This is a genomic window from Rhizobium mongolense subsp. loessense (assembly GCF_900099775.1).
Lineage (GTDB): Bacteria > Pseudomonadota > Alphaproteobacteria > Rhizobiales > Rhizobiaceae > Rhizobium > Rhizobium loessense.
Genome location: NZ_FMTM01000001.1, coordinates 429833 through 450106 on the forward strand (window position 1 = coordinate 429833; position 20274 = coordinate 450106).

At 62.5% G+C, this 20274-nt stretch carries 21 protein-coding genes and 1 pseudogene; 7 read left to right on the forward strand and 15 right to left on the reverse strand.

Annotated elements, in window-relative coordinates; genetic code table 11:
• Positions 1-108: 108 nt before the first annotated feature.
• From BLP23_RS02190 to BLP23_RS02200, 3 genes are read right to left on the reverse strand one after another with little or no spacing between them, the layout of a single operon-like run.
• The gene (locus BLP23_RS02190) at positions 109-897 is read right to left on the reverse strand and encodes a VOC family protein (protein ID WP_092584231.1); all 789 of its coding nucleotides are present in this window, start codon (positions 895-897) and stop codon (positions 109-111) included.
• Positions 898-942: 45 nt separating this feature from the next.
• Complete coding sequence (locus BLP23_RS02195) at positions 943-1410, reverse strand: DUF1579 domain-containing protein (protein ID WP_208603113.1); 468 nt, start codon at positions 1408-1410, stop codon at positions 943-945.
• 32 nt (positions 1411-1442) lie between these two features.
• Complete coding sequence (locus BLP23_RS02200; RefSeq protein WP_092583351.1) at positions 1443-2168, reverse strand: DUF899 domain-containing protein; 726 nt, start codon at positions 2166-2168, stop codon at positions 1443-1445.
• Between the two features lie 89 nt (positions 2169-2257).
• Here BLP23_RS02200 and BLP23_RS02205 point away from each other — a divergent pair, with 89 nt between their 5' ends.
• On the forward strand, positions 2258-2701 hold the full coding sequence (locus BLP23_RS02205; RefSeq protein ID WP_092583352.1) for a MarR family winged helix-turn-helix transcriptional regulator: 444 nt from the start codon (positions 2258-2260) through the stop codon (positions 2699-2701).
• Here BLP23_RS02205 and BLP23_RS34225 read toward each other — a convergent pair.
• Both BLP23_RS34225 and BLP23_RS02215 read right to left on the reverse strand, forming a co-directional pair.
• Positions 2702-2897 (reverse strand): annotated as a pseudogene (locus tag BLP23_RS34225) (RES domain-containing protein); the annotation flags it as partial.
• A gap of 119 nt (positions 2898-3016) precedes the next feature.
• Complete coding sequence (locus tag BLP23_RS02215) at positions 3017-3439, reverse strand: organic hydroperoxide resistance protein (RefSeq protein WP_092583353.1); 423 nt, start codon at positions 3437-3439, stop codon at positions 3017-3019.
• A 124-nt stretch (positions 3440-3563) separates the two neighbouring features.
• On the opposite strand from BLP23_RS02215, the gene BLP23_RS02220 reads away from it, so the two are divergent.
• Positions 3564-4031 (forward strand): MarR family winged helix-turn-helix transcriptional regulator, encoded by a 468-nt coding sequence (locus BLP23_RS02220; protein WP_092583354.1) that lies wholly within the window; start codon positions 3564-3566, stop codon positions 4029-4031.
• A gap of 38 nt (positions 4032-4069) precedes the next feature.
• Here BLP23_RS02220 and BLP23_RS02225 read toward each other — a convergent pair whose 3' ends face one another.
• A complete protein-coding gene (locus tag BLP23_RS02225; RefSeq protein WP_092584232.1) occupies positions 4070-5470 on the reverse strand; it encodes an MFS transporter in 1401 nt (466 codons plus the stop codon).
• 116 nt (positions 5471-5586) lie between these two features.
• On the opposite strand from BLP23_RS02225, the gene BLP23_RS02230 reads away from it, so the two are divergent.
• A complete protein-coding gene (locus BLP23_RS02230; protein ID WP_092583355.1) occupies positions 5587-6552 on the forward strand; it encodes a LysR family transcriptional regulator in 966 nt (321 codons plus the stop codon).
• A gap of 150 nt (positions 6553-6702) precedes the next feature.
• Positions 6703-7578: a cell wall hydrolase gene (locus BLP23_RS02235; RefSeq protein ID WP_092583356.1), complete on the forward strand. Its 876-nt coding sequence runs from the start codon at positions 6703-6705 to the stop codon at positions 7576-7578.
• A 51-nt stretch (positions 7579-7629) separates the two neighbouring features.
• Here BLP23_RS02235 and BLP23_RS02240 read toward each other — a convergent pair whose 3' ends face one another.
• The 6 genes from BLP23_RS02240 to BLP23_RS02265 form a co-directional block, all read right to left on the reverse strand.
• Positions 7630-8343 (reverse strand): L,D-transpeptidase, encoded by a 714-nt coding sequence (locus BLP23_RS02240; RefSeq protein WP_039844261.1) that lies wholly within the window; start codon positions 8341-8343, stop codon positions 7630-7632.
• Positions 8344-8520: 177 nt separating this feature from the next.
• Complete coding sequence (locus BLP23_RS02245) at positions 8521-9327, reverse strand: L,D-transpeptidase (RefSeq protein WP_092583357.1); 807 nt, start codon at positions 9325-9327, stop codon at positions 8521-8523.
• Positions 9328-9415: 88 nt separating this feature from the next.
• On the reverse strand, positions 9416-9637 hold the full coding sequence (locus BLP23_RS02250; RefSeq protein WP_028739817.1) for a hypothetical protein: 222 nt from the start codon (positions 9635-9637) through the stop codon (positions 9416-9418).
• Positions 9638-9678: 41 nt separating this feature from the next.
• On the reverse strand, positions 9679-10605 hold the full coding sequence (locus tag BLP23_RS02255; protein WP_092583358.1) for an alpha/beta hydrolase family protein: 927 nt from the start codon (positions 10603-10605) through the stop codon (positions 9679-9681).
• A 92-nt stretch (positions 10606-10697) separates the two neighbouring features.
• On the reverse strand, positions 10698-12344 hold the full coding sequence (locus BLP23_RS02260; RefSeq protein ID WP_092583359.1) for a cisplatin damage response ATP-dependent DNA ligase: 1647 nt from the start codon (positions 12342-12344) through the stop codon (positions 10698-10700).
• 223 nt (positions 12345-12567) lie between these two features.
• Positions 12568-13578, reverse strand: coding sequence for a ligase-associated DNA damage response exonuclease (locus BLP23_RS02265; RefSeq protein ID WP_092584233.1), 1011 nt, complete (start codon positions 13576-13578; stop codon positions 12568-12570).
• A 135-nt stretch (positions 13579-13713) separates the two neighbouring features.
• Here BLP23_RS02265 and BLP23_RS02270 point away from each other — a divergent pair, with 135 nt between their 5' ends.
• From BLP23_RS02270 to BLP23_RS02280, 3 genes are all read left to right on the forward strand, one after another.
• A complete protein-coding gene (locus BLP23_RS02270; protein WP_092583360.1) occupies positions 13714-14688 on the forward strand; it encodes a glycerophosphodiester phosphodiesterase family protein in 975 nt (324 codons plus the stop codon).
• Between the two features lie 92 nt (positions 14689-14780).
• Positions 14781-16106, forward strand: coding sequence for a TIGR03808 family TAT-translocated repetitive protein (locus BLP23_RS02275; protein WP_092583361.1), 1326 nt, complete (start codon positions 14781-14783; stop codon positions 16104-16106).
• Between the two features lie 96 nt (positions 16107-16202).
• Positions 16203-16862 (forward strand): glutathione S-transferase family protein, encoded by a 660-nt coding sequence (locus tag BLP23_RS02280; protein WP_092583362.1) that lies wholly within the window; start codon positions 16203-16205, stop codon positions 16860-16862.
• Here the strand turns inward: BLP23_RS02280 and nadC are convergent.
• From nadC to nadA, 3 genes are read right to left on the reverse strand one after another with little or no spacing between them, the layout of a single operon-like run.
• The gene (gene nadC, locus BLP23_RS02285; RefSeq protein WP_092583363.1) at positions 16845-17741 is read right to left on the reverse strand and encodes a carboxylating nicotinate-nucleotide diphosphorylase; all 897 of its coding nucleotides are present in this window, start codon (positions 17739-17741) and stop codon (positions 16845-16847) included. The genes BLP23_RS02280 and nadC overlap by 18 nt on opposite strands.
• A gap of 1 nt (position 17742) precedes the next feature.
• The gene (locus BLP23_RS02290) at positions 17743-19281 is read right to left on the reverse strand and encodes an L-aspartate oxidase (RefSeq protein ID WP_092583364.1); all 1539 of its coding nucleotides are present in this window, start codon (positions 19279-19281) and stop codon (positions 17743-17745) included.
• Positions 19278-20249, reverse strand: coding sequence for a quinolinate synthase NadA (nadA, locus tag BLP23_RS02295; RefSeq protein ID WP_092583365.1), 972 nt, complete (start codon positions 20247-20249; stop codon positions 19278-19280). Before nadA ends, BLP23_RS02290 begins: the two co-directional genes overlap by 4 nt.
• Positions 20250-20274 lie beyond the last annotated feature (25 nt).

The following is a 20274-nucleotide window of genomic DNA, read 5'->3' on the forward strand; positions in this document are numbered from 1 at the left end:
TAGCGGGGGCAAATTTTGCCGCTCAAATGGAAGGGGCGGCCCGCCTCCAAGGCCGCCGCCGATCACTTCCGTATCCCGATTCGCCGTTTCCGGGACGTTGCTGCGAGGTCAGCGGCCCGGCGCGACGAGGCAGAAGAAAGCGCCCTGCGGGTCCGTCGCATTGATGATCCAGCTGCCGCCGGGCACTTCCATCGGACCGACGATTACCTTGCCGCCGCCCGCATTGACGCGTTCAATGGCGCTGTCGATCGCCGGCACGTTGAAGTAATAGCCCCAATAGCACATCGGCACATTGGCGGGTTTGGTCATCATGCCGCCGATCTGTTTTCCATGTTCAGCGAAGATGCGATATGCGCCCATCTCGCCCATGTCGAAATCGTGGTCCTTGGTCCAGTCGAAGACCTTCGAGTAGAAGGCGAAGGCTTCCTCCATGTTGCCGGCCATCAGTTCGTGCCAGCCGATATGGCCGGGCGTACCCATTTCCGGCTCCCAGCCGCTATCCCCTTCCATCGGCAGCGGCGTCATGATGCAGAGGATGGCCCCGTGCGGGTCGGCGACGACGGCAAAGCGGCCGATCGTCGGGATATCTTCGGGGGGGCGGCGGATCTGGCCGCCGTTCGCCTCAAAATCCTTCACGGATTGGTCGACATCGTCGACACAGACATAGCCTGTCCAGTTCGGTGGAATGCCCTGCCCTTCGAGCTCGGCCGGAAAGGTCATCATGCCGGCGACGCCGCGGCCATCCGCCTCGAAGATGGTATAGGGGGAAGGAAGGTCCTCCATCGGCATCTCTTTCGTCGTCCAGCCGACGACAGAGCTGTAGAAGCGGGCGGCGGCATTGGTATCCGTCGTCATCAGTTCGCACCAGATGAATTTTCCATGCGTGTCGGAAGCCATGATCATTTTCCTTTTCGTGCGTATGGGATCGGGTTTGGTTCAGGATCACGGCTTGCGCGTGTAATGCGCCTCCATAAACTGCTTCCAGCTGCCGTCCGGCTGCTTGGCCGCCGAGTTGAAGGTGCGGTGATCGTCATCGACGAAGATGATCTGCTCGCGGTAGTCCTGCTCGGCGCCTTGGTTCTGGAAATCGGGCCCACGGGTATAGAGGCTGAGCACCTTGCCGTCCGGCGATACATCACCCTCGTAGACCCACATGTGGTCCATCATCGAGCCGATCCAGCTGCCGACATATTTGCCCTTGGCCGCATTGTAGCCGAGGGTGAGCATGGTGGTGGCAGCCCCGCCGCCCGGCATTTCGCCATTGCCTTCGGCAACGAACCAGATGCCGTGCAGCGAGCGCACGATCTCCGTCCATTGCTGGTCAGCGGTCATTTCGGATGCCGTGACATCCCATACGCCCACCAGCCTCTCGAGGAAGCGGTGCTCCTCCAACACTCTTGCAGTATCCATCATCCTTCTCCCTTGGGTGATGTTCGCAGATTTCAGTGACTGGATTGCGTCGTTCGAGCACCCTCGTATTCGTCGTGGCGCTTGACGAAATCCATCGTGCCTTCCTCGTTGCGGCCCTTAGGCGCGCGGTCGAGTATCATCAGCGTGCCGATCAGTTCCTCCGGCCCACGGGCATAGCTAGAGTAGGTGTGGAAGATTTCACCCCGCTCGTTCTTGTAGAAGGAACTCAGCCCCGGCAGTTCGTCATGGGCCTCGGCGGGTTCGATCGCGGTGAAATTGTAGAATACCTTATCCTTGGCGAGATCTTCCGGGCTGAAGGAAACGTGGTAGTCGAAATTGAAATCGCTACCGAAGGACGAAACCCAGGGAAACCTCCAGCCCATGCGCTTCTTGTAGGCCTCGATCTTGGCGAGCGGCGCGCGAGAAACCGCGACCCAGGTGACGTCGTGATGGTTGAGATGCGGAAGCGCGCCGTCCACGTGATCGGAAAGGAACGAGCAGCCGGGGCAACCGGCCTCCCAATCCGGACCGAGCATGAAATGGTAGATCATCAGCTGGCTGCGGCCGTCGAAGAGATCGGATAGGCCCTTCTTTCCCTGCGGCGTGTCGAAGACATAGTCCTTGTCGACCTTGACCCAGGGCATTGCCAGGCGCTCGGCATTGACCCTATCTCTGAGATGCGTTGCTTCCTTCTCCTTAAGAAGCAGCGCACGGCGGGCATCGAGCCATTGTTCACGGGAAACGACTTGATTCTGCATCGCAAGCGCCCTCCTCCGGCGCCGCCGGCAAGACCGGCATTCGTTCTCATTCGCTTGACTAAATACATTGATATCAATAGAAATAGGGCATGTCAAACCCGATAGAGATTCCCTTTTCGACGACACTGCTGGTACGGGACACCTGCCTGTGCCTGCATGTTCAGCGCGCCGCGCGAGCACTCGCACGGCTTTTCGACGATGCGCTTCGTCCCGTCGGGCTCACCAATGGGCAGTTCTCGTTGATGATGTCCCTCAACCGGCCGGAGCCGCCGCCGATGGGGCCCGTGGCCAATCTTCTCGCCATGGACCAGACGACGCTGACGGCGGCGCTGAAACCGTTGCAACGCCGTGGCTGGGTAAATGTAACGCAAAATCCGAAAGACAAGCGGGGGCGGCTGCTCAGCCTGACGCCGGAGGGCAAGGCGGTGCTCGCCGCAGCGCTGCCGATCTGGGAAAGGACGCATGCAGTGCTGGAAGAGACGCTGCCTGGCGGCAGCGAGCGGCTCCGAAGCGAGCTGCAGGCGCTCGCCTGATCAACGGGCGATGCGCGCATCGTTGCCGAAATCGCTCCCAGCAACGCCGATCCGCATCTTCAGAAATTCGCACAGCGCCTGAACGCCTGCCCGCGACAGGCGAATGCGCCATGCCTGGCGCTCGGCCGGTTCGCGGGCGCTGAAGCGCCTTAGCCGTCAGTGGCTTCTTGCCATGATGCGGATCGCGGACGGATTCCTAAAGAGCGACGCAATGAGCGAGCGTCTGAACGAAAAGCGAAGACGACATTTGCCGTGCCGCCACCTCATCCGGCCCTTCGGGCCACCTTCTCCCCGCGGGGAGAAGGTGATTCCGCATCAAGCCACTGTGACCGGAACTTCTGTCGAGGTACGCATGGCGTGGCTGTAGGGGCAGACGATGTGGGCGGCGGCGGCGAGCTTTTCAGCCGCGGCCCTATCCAGGCCAGGGATATTGACGGTGAGCGCCACGTCGATGCCGAAGCCCGTGCCGTCTTCGCGCGGACCGATGCCGACCTTGGCCGAAACCGTGGTGTCTTCCGGAATCTTGACCTTCTGCTGGCCCGCGACAAATTTCAGGGCACCGAGGAAGCACGCGGAATAGCCGGCCGCGAAGAGCTGTTCGGGATTGGTGCCGGTGGCGCCATCGCCGCCGAGTTCCTTCGGAACAGTCAACGTCACGTCGAGAACGCCGTTTTCGGAAACGGCGCGGCCTGCGCGGCCACCGGTGGCGGAAGCTTGGGTCGTATAGAGGATAGGCATGTCAGTCTCCTTTCTGTTGGGGCTGGACTTCGTATATCGCACAATTAAATTGTACACAAGTGAATTTCGCAAATTGCATTCGGAATCTGAAAAGAGGAGAATTGCACCTCAAAGGAACAGGATCATGAAAGCGCAGATGGCAAAGACGATGGAAATCCCGCAAGAGGAGAGGCGGCTGGAGAAACAGCTCTGTTTCGCGGTCTACGCGACAGCGCATGCCTTCACGCGCGCCTATAAGCCGATCCTCGACAAGGTCGGCCTCACCTATCCGCAGTATCTGGTGATGCTCGTGCTCTGGGAAAATGCCGAACTTCCGGTGAAGACGATCGGCGAGCAGCTCGACCTCGATTCAGGCACGCTCTCGCCGCTGCTCAAGCGGCTCGAGCAGACCGGGCTGATCAAGCGGACCCGGGACGCACGTGACGAGCGGCAGGTGATCGTTTCACTGACGCCGAAGGGCCGATCGATGAAGAGCGAGGCGGCAACGATCATGACGGCCATCGGCCAGGCGGCCGGCTGCACGCTCGAGGAAATGGCGGAAATCCGCGGATCCTTACAGAAGCTGCGCGGAAACCTGAATGCGGCCGTGTGAGAAATCGCCCGCGCCTTTAAGCGCGGGCGTTCAAAGATCTATTCGGCGGCCTGATAGGCTGCGGCGCGCAACGGCGACGTCCTCGGACCGAGGGCGGCGAGAAGCACGACCGCGACGGCAAGCAGCGCCGTGAAGGCGACGCCTGCCACGTAAGGATCCCAGCCGAAGGACGGCGCCGCGCTGTAGACCACGGAGGCGGCTGCGAGCACGATGCCCCCGCCGATCTGGAAGGCGGCAAAGAGCATGCCGGACGCCAGGCCCGATTTGTCTTCCTCGACATCAGCGAGTGCCGCGACCTGAACGGAGGGATAGGTCAGCGCGTAACCGAGGCCGAGCGGGACCTGCGACAGGATGACGAGCAGGATCGGATTGATCTCGCCGACGGCCGCGACCCAGAAGATGTAGCTTGCTGCCTGCAGCGCCACGCCGAGCGCCATGAGGCCCGTGGTGCCGCGGTTCTGCGCGATCGCGGCAAAGCGTGGCGCCAGGAACATGACGAAGACGCCGCCCAAAGCGAAGCAGAAGCCGGTGCTGAACGCCGACCAGCCGAGCTCGTTCTGATAGTAGAGCGTCGCGATGAACTGGAAGCCGACATAGACGCCCTGAAAAAGAGCAGCGACGGCATTGGCATGGCTGAGTTTTGCCCGGCGGAACATTGCAAGCGGCACCATCGGATCGGCATGGCGGGCCTCAACGGCAAGGAAGAGCAGGATCAGGACGGCCGCCGCAGTCAGTGCACCCCAGGTGGGAAAGGCGCTCCAGCCCTCGGCTGCGGCGTTGGTGATGCCGAAGACAAAGAGCAGCAGGCCGGGGGTGATGGTCAAGGCGCCTGCCCAGTCGAAGCGCGGACGGTCGGCTCCCCGGCGCTCGTCTGCGGGCAGGACGAATGGCGCGATCGCCAGCGTGAGGATCGCCACCGGAGCGCCCATGACGAGCGTCGCCCGCCAGCTTAAAATGGTGGCCGCACCGCCAAGGACCATGCCAAGCACGAAGCCTGCGGCGCCGGTGGAGGAGAAGACCCCGAGCGCCTTGGCGCGGGCGCTGCCCTCCCCGAAGACGGAAAGCAGAAGCGCCAAAGCGGCCGGTGCAGTGAAGGCCGCGGCGATGCCCTTGATGAGACGGGCGGCAATCAGCGTCGGCCCGCTGTCGACAAAGCCGCCCGCGATACTCGCAGCGGCGAAGACGGCAAGCGACCAGAGGAAGACGCGGCGGTGGCCGAAAACATCGGCAACGCGCCCGCCGAGCAGCAGGAAGCCGCCGTAGCCGAGGACATAGGCGCTGACGGCCCATTGCAGCGAAGTTGCCTGCATGCCGAGTTCGGCCTGAATGGCGGGAAGTGCGACGCCAATGGTCGAAACGTCCATGGCGTCAAGAAAATTGGCGGCGCAAAGCAACAGCAATGCCAGCCCCGCCCCACTTCGAGATTGTGTGAGAGTCATCGAGATCGTTCCTTTTGCTGCCGCGCGGGTTGGGAGGAAGCGGCAGAGGAACGCCAAAATGATCATCTCCGAAACCTATTGCAAATTGATAGTAACCATGCCAGGTATTACTGATAATGATGAATGACGCGACCCTTCGGAAAATCGACCTGAACCTCCTGCTGGCCTTTTCAGTGCTGATGCAAGAACGCAATGTAAGCCGCGCGGCCGAGCGGCTGCTGCTTGGTCAGCCGGGACTTTCGGCGGCGTTGCGGCGGCTGCGCGAAGCACTCGACGACGAATTGTTCGTCCGTGTCGGACGCGGCCTGCAGCCGACGCCGCGCGCGCTTGCCATCGCGCCGGCAATCGAGGATGCGCTTTCCGGCATCGAGCGGGCCATCCGCCCGCCCGCCGCCTTTGACCCTGCTAGTTGGAAGGGCGAATTCCGCATCGGCCTGTGCGACAATCTCGAATCAGCCTTCTTCGGCCCGCTCGCGGCGCGCCTGCGGGAACTGGCGCCGGGCGCCCGGCTGGTCGGTGTGGCTTTCCACAAACGCGACGCCGCACGCCTGCTCGACGAGGGCGCCTATGATTTCAGCGTCTCGATCCACGACGAGCCCGCCTCCTGGCATATCCGCGATCCGCTCTTCGACCAGTGTTCGATCTCGATCTACGATCCGAAGCAGCTCAGGCTGAAGACCCCGCTGACCCTTGAGGACTTCACCAGCGCAGACCATGTCGGCGTCTCGTTCGAAGGCAGCAACGGCTCGACCAATGTCGATATCGCGCTTGCCCGCTTGGGGCATAGCAGGCAGGTGGTGGCCACCGTGCCCCGCTTTTCCGCCCTACCGACGGCGCTGCGGGCCATGCCGGCGATCGCGACCATCCCGGAATCGATCGCCCGCTGCATGGCACAATTGCATGGACTAACGGTTTCAGTGCCACCAATCCCGCTGCCTGCCGAACCGGTCACGATGCTTTACCGCCGCATCGACCGGGCGGACGGACGCTCCGTCTGGTTCCGCCGGCTCTTCATCGACGTTGCCAGCGCCGCACTCGAAGCATCCGGCTGCCGGATGAACATTTCCAGGGCAGCCGCCTAGCGACTTAGCCATTAAAGGCCTCATCTTCCCTTTGAAATATAAGGATTTTTCTGTAAATCACGAAATGTGTTTGGAATATTTACGAACGTGAGTTAAAACGTTTTCGCGACGTGATTTGGGCTGGACTATAACAATAGGAGGCACCGGCCGTTGAGGGCGCGATACGCATTGGGCAAAACCATCTCCGGGATTCTCTTCGCCGGACTGGCTGCAACAGGGTGCACGACGGTCGCCAAGGCGCCATCGTCGACTGCACGTCCTTCTTCCACCGCGAAACCAGCATCAGCCAAAGTGACTTATAATTACACGGCACGAGACCGCGATTGTCTGAAGCGCGCCATGTATTTCGAATCCGAACACTCGGATCGCGATGGCTACATGGCGGTCGGAACCGTCGTAATGAACCGGCTAACATCGCCTGCCTATCCCGACACGATTTGCGAGGTCGTAGCGCAGGAAAAGCAGTTCGCGCCCGGCGTCATGACCAGGGTCGTCGACCCGAAGGCCGGACCGGAACTTGATTCCGCCGTGGACGGAATCTTGCGGGGGGAACGGCATCCCGGCGTGCAGAACGCCATGTTCTTCCACACCGACGGCCTGAAATTCCCCTATCGCAACATGCATTATGTCGTCGAAGCCGGCGGCAACGTCTTTTATGAAAAGCGCGGCAGGGACGGAGCATTGCAAACGCCGGCACCTCTGCCGGCCTATGAAGTTGCGATGAACTACGTTTCCGACCCGCGGCTATCGGGCCCGGTTCAGTTCGCAGGCGTGCAGCCGTTCGCGACTTCCACACAAATCGACGTGTTGCTCCCGGCAAAGGGGCCAATCCCGGGGGTCATGCCCGATGTGGCATCGATGCCGGATGCCACCACGACCTCCGCCATTCCGGCCGCTCCCCCGGCATCGACGGCTCCACCAGGCACGGTCATGCCGCCGGAAGGATCGCCAATCGCACTGCCGACGCCCCGCCCCGCCTACAACAGCGCAGGACTGGCTGCCGGCCATCTGCCGGCGGGCGGCTGAGGCCGGTCAAAAGGACTTCCTTCCGAGGCAGAAGGAAGTCGAGCTCATTCATCACTGCCAGACGACGATCGGCGTCTTGTTCGGCACGCGGTCGTAGAGATCGATGATATCCTGGTTCAGCAGGCGGACGCAGCCGGACGAAACGGCCTTGCCGATCGAGCGCCATTCCGGATTGCCGTGCAGGCGGTAGAGCGTATCCTCGCCATTCGAGAAGATATAGAGCGCGCGGGCGCCGAGCGGGTTCAGGAGGCCAGGCTCCATGCCGCCGCGTTCGATCGAATATTTTGCGAGTTCCGGCTGGCGGGCAACCATCTCATTCGGCGGCTTCCAACGCGGCCACTTCTGCTTCCATTGGATGACGCCGTTGCCGGACCAGGCAAAGCCTTCGCGTCCGATGCCGACGCCGTAGCGCATTGCTGTCCCGCCCGGCTGGACGAGATAAAGAAAGCGCGACGGCGTATCGACGACGATCGTGCCTGGACGCTCGCCTGTCGGGTCGATGACCTGCTGGCGATAGTAGCGCGGATCGATCTGCTGATAGGGGACGGCGGGGATCAAAAAGCCGCCGTCCTCGATGGGACCGTATATCACGTCAAGCTCGGCATCCGTGGGAGCGGGCGTCGTCTCGAAAGGGCGTGGGAAACGGAAACCGACGGGCTGGACGCTCGGTGCCGAAGTGGAAGCGCAGCCGGCGAGCGCGGAGGCCGCCGTCAAAGCCGAAAAAGAGAGAAAGTTGCGGCGGGAGAGAGATTTTTCGAGACTCATGCGCGGGACGGATTTCCTTCTGTCGCGGGGGAAGGGCCGGAATGCGGCACCCACCCCGGTTGGTTCATTCAACGCCGGTGACGACTCGGAAATCTATCTGCCGCCGCCAAATAAACCATACCCTCACGAAGTCGTGTCCCCGTGCGGGCAGACGATATCGCCCGCCCTGTTGCGCCGCTACATCACAACGATCTCGGCCTTGGCCGGAACGCGGTCGTAAAGGTCGATGACGTCCTGGTTGAGCATGCGCACGCAGCCCGACGAGGTCGCCTTGCCGATCGATTGCCAATCCGGTGTGCCGTGCACGCGGTAGAGCGTATCGCGGCCATCGTTGAAAATGTACATTGCGCGGGCGCCGAGCGGATTTCCGAGGCCAGGATTCATGCCGCCGTTTTCGGCCGAGAAGGGGCGGATATCCGGCTGGCGCGAGACCATTTCGGCAGGCGGCGTCCAGCGCGGCCATTTCTGCTTCCACTGGATGACGCCGCGGCCCGACCAGGCGAAGCCTTCGCGGCCGATGCCGACGCCGTAGCGGATCGCCTTGCCGTTTGGCTCGACGAGATAAAGATGGCGGGCGTGCGTATCGACGATCACAGTGCCCGGCCTTTCCTGCGTCGGGTAGTCGACTTCCTGACGGAGATACTCGGGGCTGACGCGACTGACCGGAATGGCCGGCAAAAGGAAATCGCCATCGCGAAGCTCGCCGTACAAGGCGGTGTTCACCGGATTGGTGACCGGCAGGCCGTAGGTCTGATTGAATTGCGTCGAGTAGAGATCGCGCACCTGAGGCACCGGCGGATCGGGGATCGCTCTTACCTTGCGCGGATCAACGCCCGGCGGCTCATAGAAGACCGGCGAAGTCTCCTGCACGAAGCGGGCCGGATCGGTCGCGCCCGTATCCGGAATAAGGATGTTGCAGCCGCTGAGGCCAAGGACCGCCACGGCAAGGCCGGCAGAGGGAAACACCCGGCGCGAAAAATCCATAAACCCACCCTTTATCCATTGTCAGCGGAGCAATATCTGGCGGGAGGATGGCATTTGCGGCTGGCGTGAAGCTGGCGTCGGCTGGGCATCACACCAGCACAACGCCGTGGCCGTAGACGGTCGCCAATTCGCGCACAAGCTGCGCTTCATGTTCGGTGAGCTTGCGAACATCGACAAAGCGCCAGTTGCGCTCGTAAAGGGCGAAGGCCTCCTTTGCGGAAATGGCGCATAGAGGATCGCGATCCATCAGGAGCGATTTCAGCTCCGGGAAGTCATTCGGAATGATCTCGTCTGCGATTTGCGCCATCATGCGTCCAATATAGACCCTCGCGGCGAAAATTGAAGACGCGTTCAAGCAGCCACCCCACGGAAAAAACGGATGCTTTGCTCGATCTCGGCCGGCAGCGCGGAGGTGTGGTTGCCGGCTACCCTATCGGTTTCGATGCGGATACCGGCCGCACGGGCGCGGGCAGCGAGCAGGCCCGCACGGTCGTTGAATTGATCCTCTTCCGTGCCGTGAACGACGTGGACGGGGCACTTGAAGCTTTGCGCATAGCAGAGCGCCGAGCGGACCTCGAATTCGTGCTTGTTGCCGTCGTCGAAGCGGATGTCCTGCGGGTAGCGATTGAAGAAGCGGAAGGCGTCCGGATTGCCGGAAATCGGGGCGGCGGCGCGGAAACGGTGTGTGCTCATGGCGGCAAGCATAGTCAGCGTGCCGCCGATGCTGTGGCCCGCCACAAACAGCCGGCTCGGGTCGACGCCCGGCAGGTGCGCCAGCCGCTCGGCGGCGGCAAGAACGTCGTCCACCTCGTCATAGAAGCCGGAAAAATTGCCCATCTGGCCATTTTCTCCGCGCACAGACGGCATCAGCACCACGAAACCCGCCTCGGCATAGGGTTTCAGGAGCTGCCACTGGCCAGCACCCATGGCATTGCCGCCATGAAGGAAAAGCACGCCGGGCTTTGCGTGGTGCCCGCGCTTGTATTTGCTGACCCAGGCCGCCAGTTCGAGCTCGCCGCCGGCGCCCGAGCGGTAGAATATCTGCTCGCCATCCGGCGGCGGGGCCAATGCCTCGTATTTGTCCGGCGCAGGACCCTTCTGCAGCAGCTTCGTGCGGAAGCGGCGGCGGACCTTGGCATAGTCGTGGGTGATCAGGCGCGGCTGATCCGGAACATTAAAGGCGGACGCAGCGCGGGGAAGCATGAGGGCACCCGCGATACCGGCGAGGACAGCGCGGCGTTGGCGGAAAAAGGCATTTCGATCGTCGTCAAAGGACATGACACAGCACCCGATAGCCCCCGGGGCACTCAAATATCTGCACCAGAACGGCATTTCGGCCAATACACATTGCGTTGAAATCCGGCCCTGCGTCATTGTCGCGCAGGCGGGCCTATTCCACGGCTTTCGTCGATCATCGCAACCAGCGTTTCGAGACGGTCTGCCTCATAGGAAGGCTTGTCCGGCCGTAGGCGGGAGATACGCGGAAAGCGCATCGCCACACCGGACTTGTGCCGCGTCGAGCGGTTGATGCCTTCGAAGGCGACCTCGACGACGAAGCCGAACTCCCGATCTGCGCGTACGGCACGAACCGGACCGAAGCGCTCGATGGTGTTGTTGCGGACGAATTTATCGAGCAGCTCCAATTCCTGATCGGTGAAGCCGAAATAGGCCTTGCCGACAGGCACCAGCTGTTCGCCGTCCGGCGTCTCGGCCCAGACACCGAAGGTGAAATCGGAATAATAGCTCGAGCGCTTGCCATGACCACGCTGGGCATACATCAAGACGGCGTCGACGTTGTAAGGATTGCGCTTCCACTTGAACCACGGGCCCTTCATGCGGCCCGCCTGATAGATGCTGTCCCGGCGTTTGATCATCACACCCTCGATCACCGGGTCGGGCGGCGAAGTCCGCAAGTCGTCCAATTCCTCCCATGTCGAAAAGGCGACGAGCGGCGAGAGGTCGAACCGATCGTGCGGCGCCTGCTCGATAATCTCCGAGAGCCGGTCGCGGCGGTCGATGAAGCTATTGCCGCGCACATCCTCTTCGCCGTCGAACAGCAGGTCGTAGGCCCGGATGAAGGCGGGGTATTCATCGAGCATCTTCGCCGTCACCGTCTTGCGGTTCAAGCGCTGCTGAAGGTCGGAAAAGGTTCTCGTCGGGCTGTTCGAGCGGGCGGTTCCGCCAACGAGCAGTTCGCCGTCGAGCACGCCGTTGAAGCTGATGGACTCCAGAATATCCGGAAAGGCATTGGAGATGTCGTCGCCGGAGCGCGAATAGATCTTGCGCGTTTCGCCGGAGCGGGAAAGCTGGACGCGGATACCGTCCCATTTCCATTCCGCCGCATAATCCGCCGGGTTGAGGCTGGCGAGATCATTGTCCTCCACCGGATGGGCGAGCATGACGGAATGGAAGATCGCCGGCGTCGCGAGCACTGGCTTGCCGCCCCTGCCCTCCAGCCATTCGAAGAGCGATTCATAGGGCGGCTCCAGACCGTGCCACAGCGTCTCGATCTCGATCACGTCCTTACCGCCGAGATCGGCCAGCGCCTGCTTGGCAAGCCTTGCCGAAACGCCGATGCGCATGGCGCCGGTGGCGAGCTTGATGAAGGCGAAGCGGCCAGACGGATCCAGCCGGTCGAGCGTATCGCGCACGAAACTGCGAACTTCGGTGCGGCCGAGCGAATTCATGCGGGTGATGACCTCGCCGAGGCGCGGCTGGACAAAGGCGGAGCGCTCGATGTCCTTTTCGTTGTCCCAGACGAGCGAGATCGTTTCGGCGAGGTCGCCGACATAGTCGTAGGAGTAGCGAAACAGCACCTCGTCCATCCGCTCAAGCGTCAGATCGCGGAGCATGGCGGGCTTGACGTTGCGCACGTCGAGCGTGCCGGCGATCGCCGCAAGGCCATAGCCGCGGTCCGGGTCGGGTGTGTCGCGGAAATAGTCGGTCAGGAGCTTCAGCTTGCCGTTGCGGCTGGGCGTCAGGACGAGACGGTCGAGCAGATCGGCGAAGGGTTTCATGGGGCCGCTCCAGCCGGTCGAGAAGCCATTTCTGCTGAGGGCCCCTCCCCAACCCCTCCCAACAAGGAGGAGGGGCCTAGACGCCGTGCCCACCGCGTTTCATTCGCAACGATGTAGCAGGAAGCGACGCTGTATTGGGGCGAAAGGGAGCCGCATCGTACCCTCTGCCCCTTGTAAGCAGGGGTTGGGGAGGGGGCGTTGCGAATAGTCCCACACATCTTCCTCAATCCCCCTCGTCCTCATAACCCACCAGATGCAGCGGCCTCGCCTTGATGCCCTGCAGTTCGCACCAGCGGACTAGCGCTTCCTCGCGGCCGTGGGTGACCCAGACTTCGGCAGGGCTGAGTTCGGTGATCGTCTCGGTGAGTTCCGGCCAGTCGCAATGGTCGGAAATGACGAGCGGCAGCTCGACACCCTGCTGCTTGGCGCGCTGGCGCACCATCATCCAGCCGGAGGCGAAGGCGGGGAGCGGTTCGTTGAAGCGGCGTGCCCAGCGATCGGCGAAGGCCGACGACGGTCCGACGACGACGGCGCCCTTGAAGGCGGATTTGTCGCGGCTTTCAACCGTGGCCGGCCGCAGGTCGCCGAGGTCGATGCCCTGCCCGGCATAATACTCGCAGAGCCGTTCCATGGCCCCGTGGATATAGATCGGCTCGCCGTAACCGGCATCGCGCAGCAGACGGATGACGCGCTGGGCCTTGCCGAGCGCATAGGCACCGATGAGATGCGTGCGCTCCGGAAACTGCCGGAGCGAGGCAAGCACCTTGCCGATCTCCCCCATCGGATCGGGATGATGGAACACCGGCAGCCCGAAGGTCGCTTCGGTGATGAAGACATCGCAGGGCACCGGCACATAGGCCGCACAGGTCGGGTCCGGACGGCGCTTGTAATCGCCGGAAACGACGATGCGGGTGCCGTTCTTTTCGATCGCAATCTGAGCAGAGCCGAGGACATGGCCTGCCGGATGGAAGCTTACCTTGACGCCGTTCAAATCCAGCTCTTCGCCGAAGCCGACGGCCTGCTCGCTGCCACAGAACCCGTCGCCGCAGCGCAGGCGCATGATGTCGAGCGTCTGGCGCGTCGCGAGAACATGCCGGTGGCCCGGGCGGGCATGATCGGAATGGCCATGAGTAACGAGCGCCTGCTCCACCGGCCGCACCGGATCGACATAGAATCCGCCCTGAGGGCAATAAAGCCCTTCGGGAGCCGGAAAAACAAGAGCATCGGGTCGCATCATCAACGGGAAGATAGCGGGAAATGGGCGCAGAGCCAGTAGCTTCCTGCAATTCCGTCCGCCTGCCGCCGGCTGCCGCAGATCGACCCAAATCTCGCCTTACCGATTCGCCCCATTCGTTGGGAGGGAACCGTTTTGAGAAAGAGACTGCGTTATAGCACTACGGCAATCGCCGTCTTCGCCGTAGCCGTCTATCTGAACAATACCAATCTTTTGGCATCGCACCGGGAAGGCAAGCCGGTGCTGCTGGCACATCGCGGGATCGCCCAGCGTTTCGACGAGCGGGATTTGACGAACGACACCTGCACGGCGGCGCGCATGCTTCCGCCGAAGCACCACTATCTGGAAAATACCATCCTCTCGATGCGCGCGGGCTTCGATTTGGGTGCGGAAATCGTCGAGGTCGATGTCCATCCGACGACGGATGGGGAATTCGCAATCTTCCACGACTGGACGCTCGACTGCCGCACGAATGGGCACGGCGTCACCCGCGAGCACTCGATGGCGGAGATGAAGGCGCTCGATATCGGCTATGGCTATACGGCCGACGGCGGAAAGACCTTTCCCTTCCGAGGTGCCGGCATCGGCCAGATGCCGACGCTTGCCGAGGTGCTTCAGACGTTTCCAGACAGACGGCTGCTGATCAATGTCAAAAGCCGGGATCCGCTGGAAGGCAAAAACCTGGCTGCCGTCCTCAACGCCCTGCCTGCCGAGCGCCGGGAACTGATCATCGTCTATGGCGGCGACGAGCCCATCCAAACCATCCGCCGCCTGGCGCCGGACATCAAGACGACATCGCGCGCGAGCCTCAAAGCCTGCCTGCTCGCCTATATCGGCTACGGCTGGACGGGCATCCTGCCGCAAGCCTGCAAGAACACGATGATGCTGGTGCCGGTCAATATCGCTCCCTGGCTCTGGGGCTGGCCGGACCGTTTCCTCAATCGGATGGAGGCTGGAAACAGCGTGGTCTTTGCGCTCGGCCCCTATCGCGGCGGCGATTTTTCGACGGGGATCGATACGCCCGAACTGCTGGCAAAGCTGCCTGCCGATTATTCCGGTGGCATATGGACGAACGAGATCGAGGCGATCGGCAAGCTCAGGGAAAATTAGGCTTCCCAAGATACTTCGCGGCAAGGATTCTGTGTCAGAACAGATATTCGTTTGGCACGAATGATGTCCTACGGGCGGCGAAAGGGTCCTGAATGTATCTGCGGCGCGATATGCTCGTCTTTGTCGGTGCGGCTTTGGTCCTGCCGATGGCCAGTCGCGCCTTCGCTACGTCAAAACGGCCCGAACTGCGCGGGGCGCTGGATGCATCCGGCGCGGCAACGCGCGGGCTGCAGGCTCTGGTTGACGAGGCGGCACGCAGCGACACGCCGCTTTATCTTCCGGCCGGGACCTATGAAGCTTCGAACCTCGTATTACCGGACAATGCCCGCGTTATGGGCGTTGCGGGGGCGTCGCGGATTCTACATCGAGGCAGTGTCAATTCGGCGGAAGGCGCCCGGCGGATCGAGCTTTCCGGCATCGTCATCGAGGGTAGCGGCGAAACGAGCGGGAAGGACAATAGCGGCCTCGTGCAATTGACCGGCATTGCCGACGTGCAGATCGACAACTGCGAAATCCGCGAGGCCGGCAAGCATGGCCTGCGCCTGGAGCGCTGCGGCGGCCGGATCGAGCGCAGCCGCATTTCGGGGGCGGCGCAGGCCGGTATCTTCGCAGTCGATTCCACCGGGCTTGCGATCACGGGAAACACCGTTGCCGATTGCGGCAATGGCGGCATTCTCGTGCACCGCTGGGAAAAGGGCGAGGATGGCACCGTCGTTATCGGCAACCGCGTTAGGCGCATTAGGGCGGATGACGGCGGCACGGGGCAGAACGGCAACGGCATTAATGTCTTCCGCGCAGGTGGCGTGATGGTGGCAAATAACCAGATTGCCGATTGCGCCTTTACCGCCGTGCGGGCCAATTCCGGCGACAATGTGCAGATCACCGGCAATCAATGCTTGCGCTCCGGCGAGACGGCGATCTATGCCGAGTTCGATTTTCAAGGCGCCGTCTTATCCGGCAACCTCGTCGATGGTGCTGCAAACGGCATCTCGATCGCCAATTTCAACGAAGGCGGAAGGTTAGCCACCATCATCGGCAACATCGTGCGGAACCTGAGGCGCGACGGCCCCTACAAATCCGAGGTCGGCTTCGGCATCGGAATTGCCGCGGAAGCCGACACGACCATCTTAGGCAATGTCATCGAAGATGCGCCGCTCTGGGCGATGCAGCTCGGCTGGGGGCCGTATCTGCGCAATCTCGTTGTCACCGGAAATGTCATACGCAAGGCGCCTGTTGGGTGTGCGGTCTCGGTGGCGGAGGGTTCAGGCACGGCGGTAATCACCGACAACGTCTTTGAGGAAATGACCGAGGGCGCAGTCTTAGGGTTCGAATGGGAAAAGAAGGTCTCGGGGGATCTCACGCAAGCGGGGAGCGAGCGATACCCGCATCTCACCATCGAAGGGAACCGCACCAGCTAGGACGCATCAAAAGCTTTCATTGATCCATCAGGACCAGCCGCTTTCGCTTCGCCGGGCCGCGCTCTAACTTGCGCGCAACGACAAAGGGGACCAAGCATGCTGACAATCTACGGCGTTTACCGTTCGCGCGCTGCGCGCGTCTACTGGACGGCTGAGGAACTCGGGATCACCTTCACCTCCGTTCCGGTGATCCAGGCGAAGCGGCTTGCCAATCCGCTGGCGCCGGACGCACCGATCAATACGCTCTCGCCCGAATTCATCGCCATCAATCCGATGGCGCGGATCCCCTCGATCAAGGACGGCGAGCTGGTGATGCATGAGTCGCTGGCGATCAATCTCTATCTTGTGCGTAAGCACGGCGGCCCGATTTCCGGCAATACCGTCGAGGAGGACGGTTTGCTGACGATGTGGACCATCTGGGCGCTGGCGGAACTCGAGCCGCATACGGTAAGGATCGTCGTGACCTATGACAACGAGCAGGAAAACACCGAGGCGGGAAAGGCCACGATCGACGTCGCTTGCCGCTCCTTGAAGCGCCCGCTCGCCGTGCTGGAAAAGCACCTCGCCAACAAGGAATGGATCGTCGGCGACCGCTTCACCGTTGCCGATCTCAACGTTGCGGAAGTGCTGCGCTATGGCCAAACGGAACAGGGCCTGTTCGACGCTCATCCGAAGGTTAACGCCTGGCTAAAGCGCTGCCAGTCCCGCCCGGCCTATCTCGCCATGCAGGCGGTACGCTTAAAGGAGCCTGTCTGAACCAAAGCCAGTTCGATCACACCGATGGTTGGATTTCCAATCGAGCCCAATGTCCAGCGTCGGCGCGCTGTGCGTCAGCCAGCCGACCGAGATCAGATCGACGCCGGAGGCGGCAATCGCACCTGCAGTCTCCGGCGTCACCCGCCCGGAAGCTTCGGTGATCGCACGGCCGGCGACGATTTCGACCGCCCGGCGAAGCTGGTCAGGGGTCATATTGTCGAGCAGGACGGCATCCACGCCGGTCTCCATGGCTTCGCGCAACTGATCGAGCGTATCGACCTCGACTTCGATCTTCACCATATGGCCGGTACCAGCCTTGGCCCGGCAAATGGCCTCGGCGACGCCGCCGGCAATGGCGACATGATTGTCCTTGATCAGCACGGCATCGGAAAGCGCAAAGCGATGGTTGACGCCGCCACCGGCGCGCACTGCATATTTCTCCAGCGCGCGCAGTCCCGGCGTCGTCTTGCGGGTGCAGGCGACCGAGGCATTCGTACCACCGATCGCGGCCACGATCCCGGCCGTCACCGTCGCGATGCCCGAAAGATGGCCGAGAAAATTCAGCGCCGTCCGCTCTCCGGTCAAAATGGCGCGCGAACGACCTTCGATCGTGGCGATGACGTCCCCGGGTTTCACCGCCGCCCCGTCCTCGACATGAGGGGTCATAATGATTGCGGGATCGACAAGCTCAAACGCCAGCGCGGCGGCGTCGAGCCCAGCAATCACGCCCGGCTGGCGGGCCACCATGACGACCGTGGAGCGGTGATCTTGCGGAATGACGGCAGCCGAGGTGATATCGCCAGCAAGGCCGAGATCTTCCAACAGCGCATTGCGGACAGGTGGCTCGATGAGCAGCCGCGGCAGGGGAACAAGCGTCATGTCAAGCACTCCTGGCAAGGGGGTCGGATGAAACGGCCCGCGCAAAGTTCAAAGCCTGAGGAAAATTCATCTTTTGGCGCTTGGCATGCGCGTGCTTGAGCGGAAAATCGGTTCGGGCATGGGCGCCGCGCGACTCCGTCCGCAGCGCCGCAAAGGCGGCAATCAGCAGCGCGACGGTGGCGGGATCCGTTGCTGGCCCCTCCTTCTCGACGAAGGGCAGGAGCGCGCCGATCGCGCCATGGATCGTACCGCCGTTCCGCAGCACGCCGAGATGCGCGGAGACAATCCGCCGGATCGGCGATGCGTCGGGTTGCGGCGGCAGCGGTTCGATCACTGTTGGCCGCACGGATATGGTCGTGCCGGCGATATCCCGGGCCGAGCGCACGCCCATGACCGCGGCTTCGAGCAGCGAATTGCTGGCAAGGCGGTTGGCGCCGTGCAGGCCAGTCGATGCCGCTTCGCCGGCGACCCACAGGCCGGGAACGGAACTGCGGCCGTTCTTGTCCGTGGCGACACCGCCCATGTGGTAATGCACGGCCGGTGCAACCGGGATCAGCTGCCGCGCCGGATCGACCCCGGCTTCGCGGCAGAGGGTATCGATCACCGGAAAGCGGCTTGAAAAGCGAGCGCCAAGGGCCTCTCGCGCGTCGAGATAGACCTTGCCGCCGCGAGCGATCTCGGCGCTGATCGCGCGGGCCACCACGTCACGTGGTGCAAGTTCCTGAGCAGGCTGATCCGCCATGAAGCGCTCGCCGCGCTCGTTGACCAGCATAGCGCCTTCGCCGCGCACCGCTTCGCTGACGAGCGCCAGCGGCCGGCGCTTCGAACGGAGTGCGGTCGGGTGGAATTGCACGAATTCCATATCCGCAAGCTCGGCGCCTGCCCTTGCAGCAAGGACGATGCCCTGGCCGAAATTGATGATCGGATTGGTCGTCGCCTCGTAGAGGCCGCCGAGGCCGCCGGTTGCCAAGAGGACATATGGCGTCGGTACGATGAAAGCCTTTCCGCCGGACGCGCAAAGGACGCCGCCGATCGCACCGTCTGCGAGCGCCAGACGTCGGACCTCGAAATTAGCAAGCACGGTGATCGACGGCATGGCCGAGACGGCTCGTACCAGCGCGCGAATGATGGCGGCGCCGGAGCCGTCGCCTTCGGCATGTACAATGCGCGGGCAGCAATGAGCGGCTTCCAGGCCGAGCGCAAGCCGACCTTCGGCATTCCTATCAAAGCGGACGCCTGATTTCTCAAGCGCCGCGATCATCGCTGGCGCCTCGCTTATGATACCGGCGGCGATCTCACGGTCACACAGGCCGTCACCGGCAGCAAGCGTATCGGCAAGGTGCAGGTCCGCGCTGTCATCCGCGCCGATGCTTGCTGCGATGCCTCCCTGGGCCCAGGCGCTCGAGGTCCCGGCGCCGAGGGCGGCTTGCGTGATCAGGACGACCGGCTGCGGTGCCAGCGTGAGCGCCGCCATCAGGCCGGCAATGCCGCTGCCGACGATGACCGGGCGGCCGGCAAGATGGGTGAGGATTTCGGTCATATCGCCAGCATCCTTTCCACCGCACGCCGCGCGGCCACCGCAATGGCGGGCTCGACGGTGACTTCGTGGCGATTTTCCTGAAGCGCCGTGCGGATGTTCGAAAGCGTGATCCGCTTCATGTGCGGGCAGAGATTGCAGGGCCGGATGAATTCGACATCCGGATGGTGCACGGCGACGTTGTCGCTCATAGAGCATTCGGTGAGCAGCACGACGCGCGCCGGTCGCTTCTTCCCGACATAATCGGACATGATGGCGGTGGAGCCGGCAAAATCCGCTTCGGCGACGACATCCGGCGGACATTCCGGATGGGCAAGCACGGTGACGCCCGGATAATTTTCCCGAAGCTGGCGGACATCATCCGCGTTAAAGAGCTCATGCACCTCGCAGTGGCCATGCCAGGCGATGATCTCAACATCGGTTTCCTTTGCGACGTTGCGGGCAAGATATTCATCCGGGATCATCAGCACGCGCGGCACACCAAGCGATTCGACCACCTGCTTCGCATTGCCCGAGGTGCAGCAGACATCCGAGGCGGCTTTCACCGCGGCGGAGGTATTGACATAGGTGATTACCGGCACGCCGGGATGGGCCTGGCGCAGCAGAGCGACATCCTCCGGCGTGATCGAATCCGCCAGCGAGCAACCGGCGCCTATATCGGGAATGAGCACCGTCTTTCCGGGATTAAGCAGCTTCGCGGTCTCGGCCATGAAGTGGACGCCGGCCAGCACGATCACATCGGCATCCACCTCGATCGCCCTGCGCGCCAGCGCCAGGCTGTCGCCGACGATATCGGCAACGCCGTGGAAGATCTCCGGCGTCTGGTAGTTGTGGGCGAGGATGACGGCGTTGCGGCGGCGCTTCAGATCGAGGATCGCTTCGACATCGTCCTGAAAGGTCAGCCATTCCGCCTTAGGAATGACGCGGCTGACACGGTCATACAGAGAGGACGCGGAAACGGGAGAATTCACGGCGAGCTCCTTTTATACTCGAAAC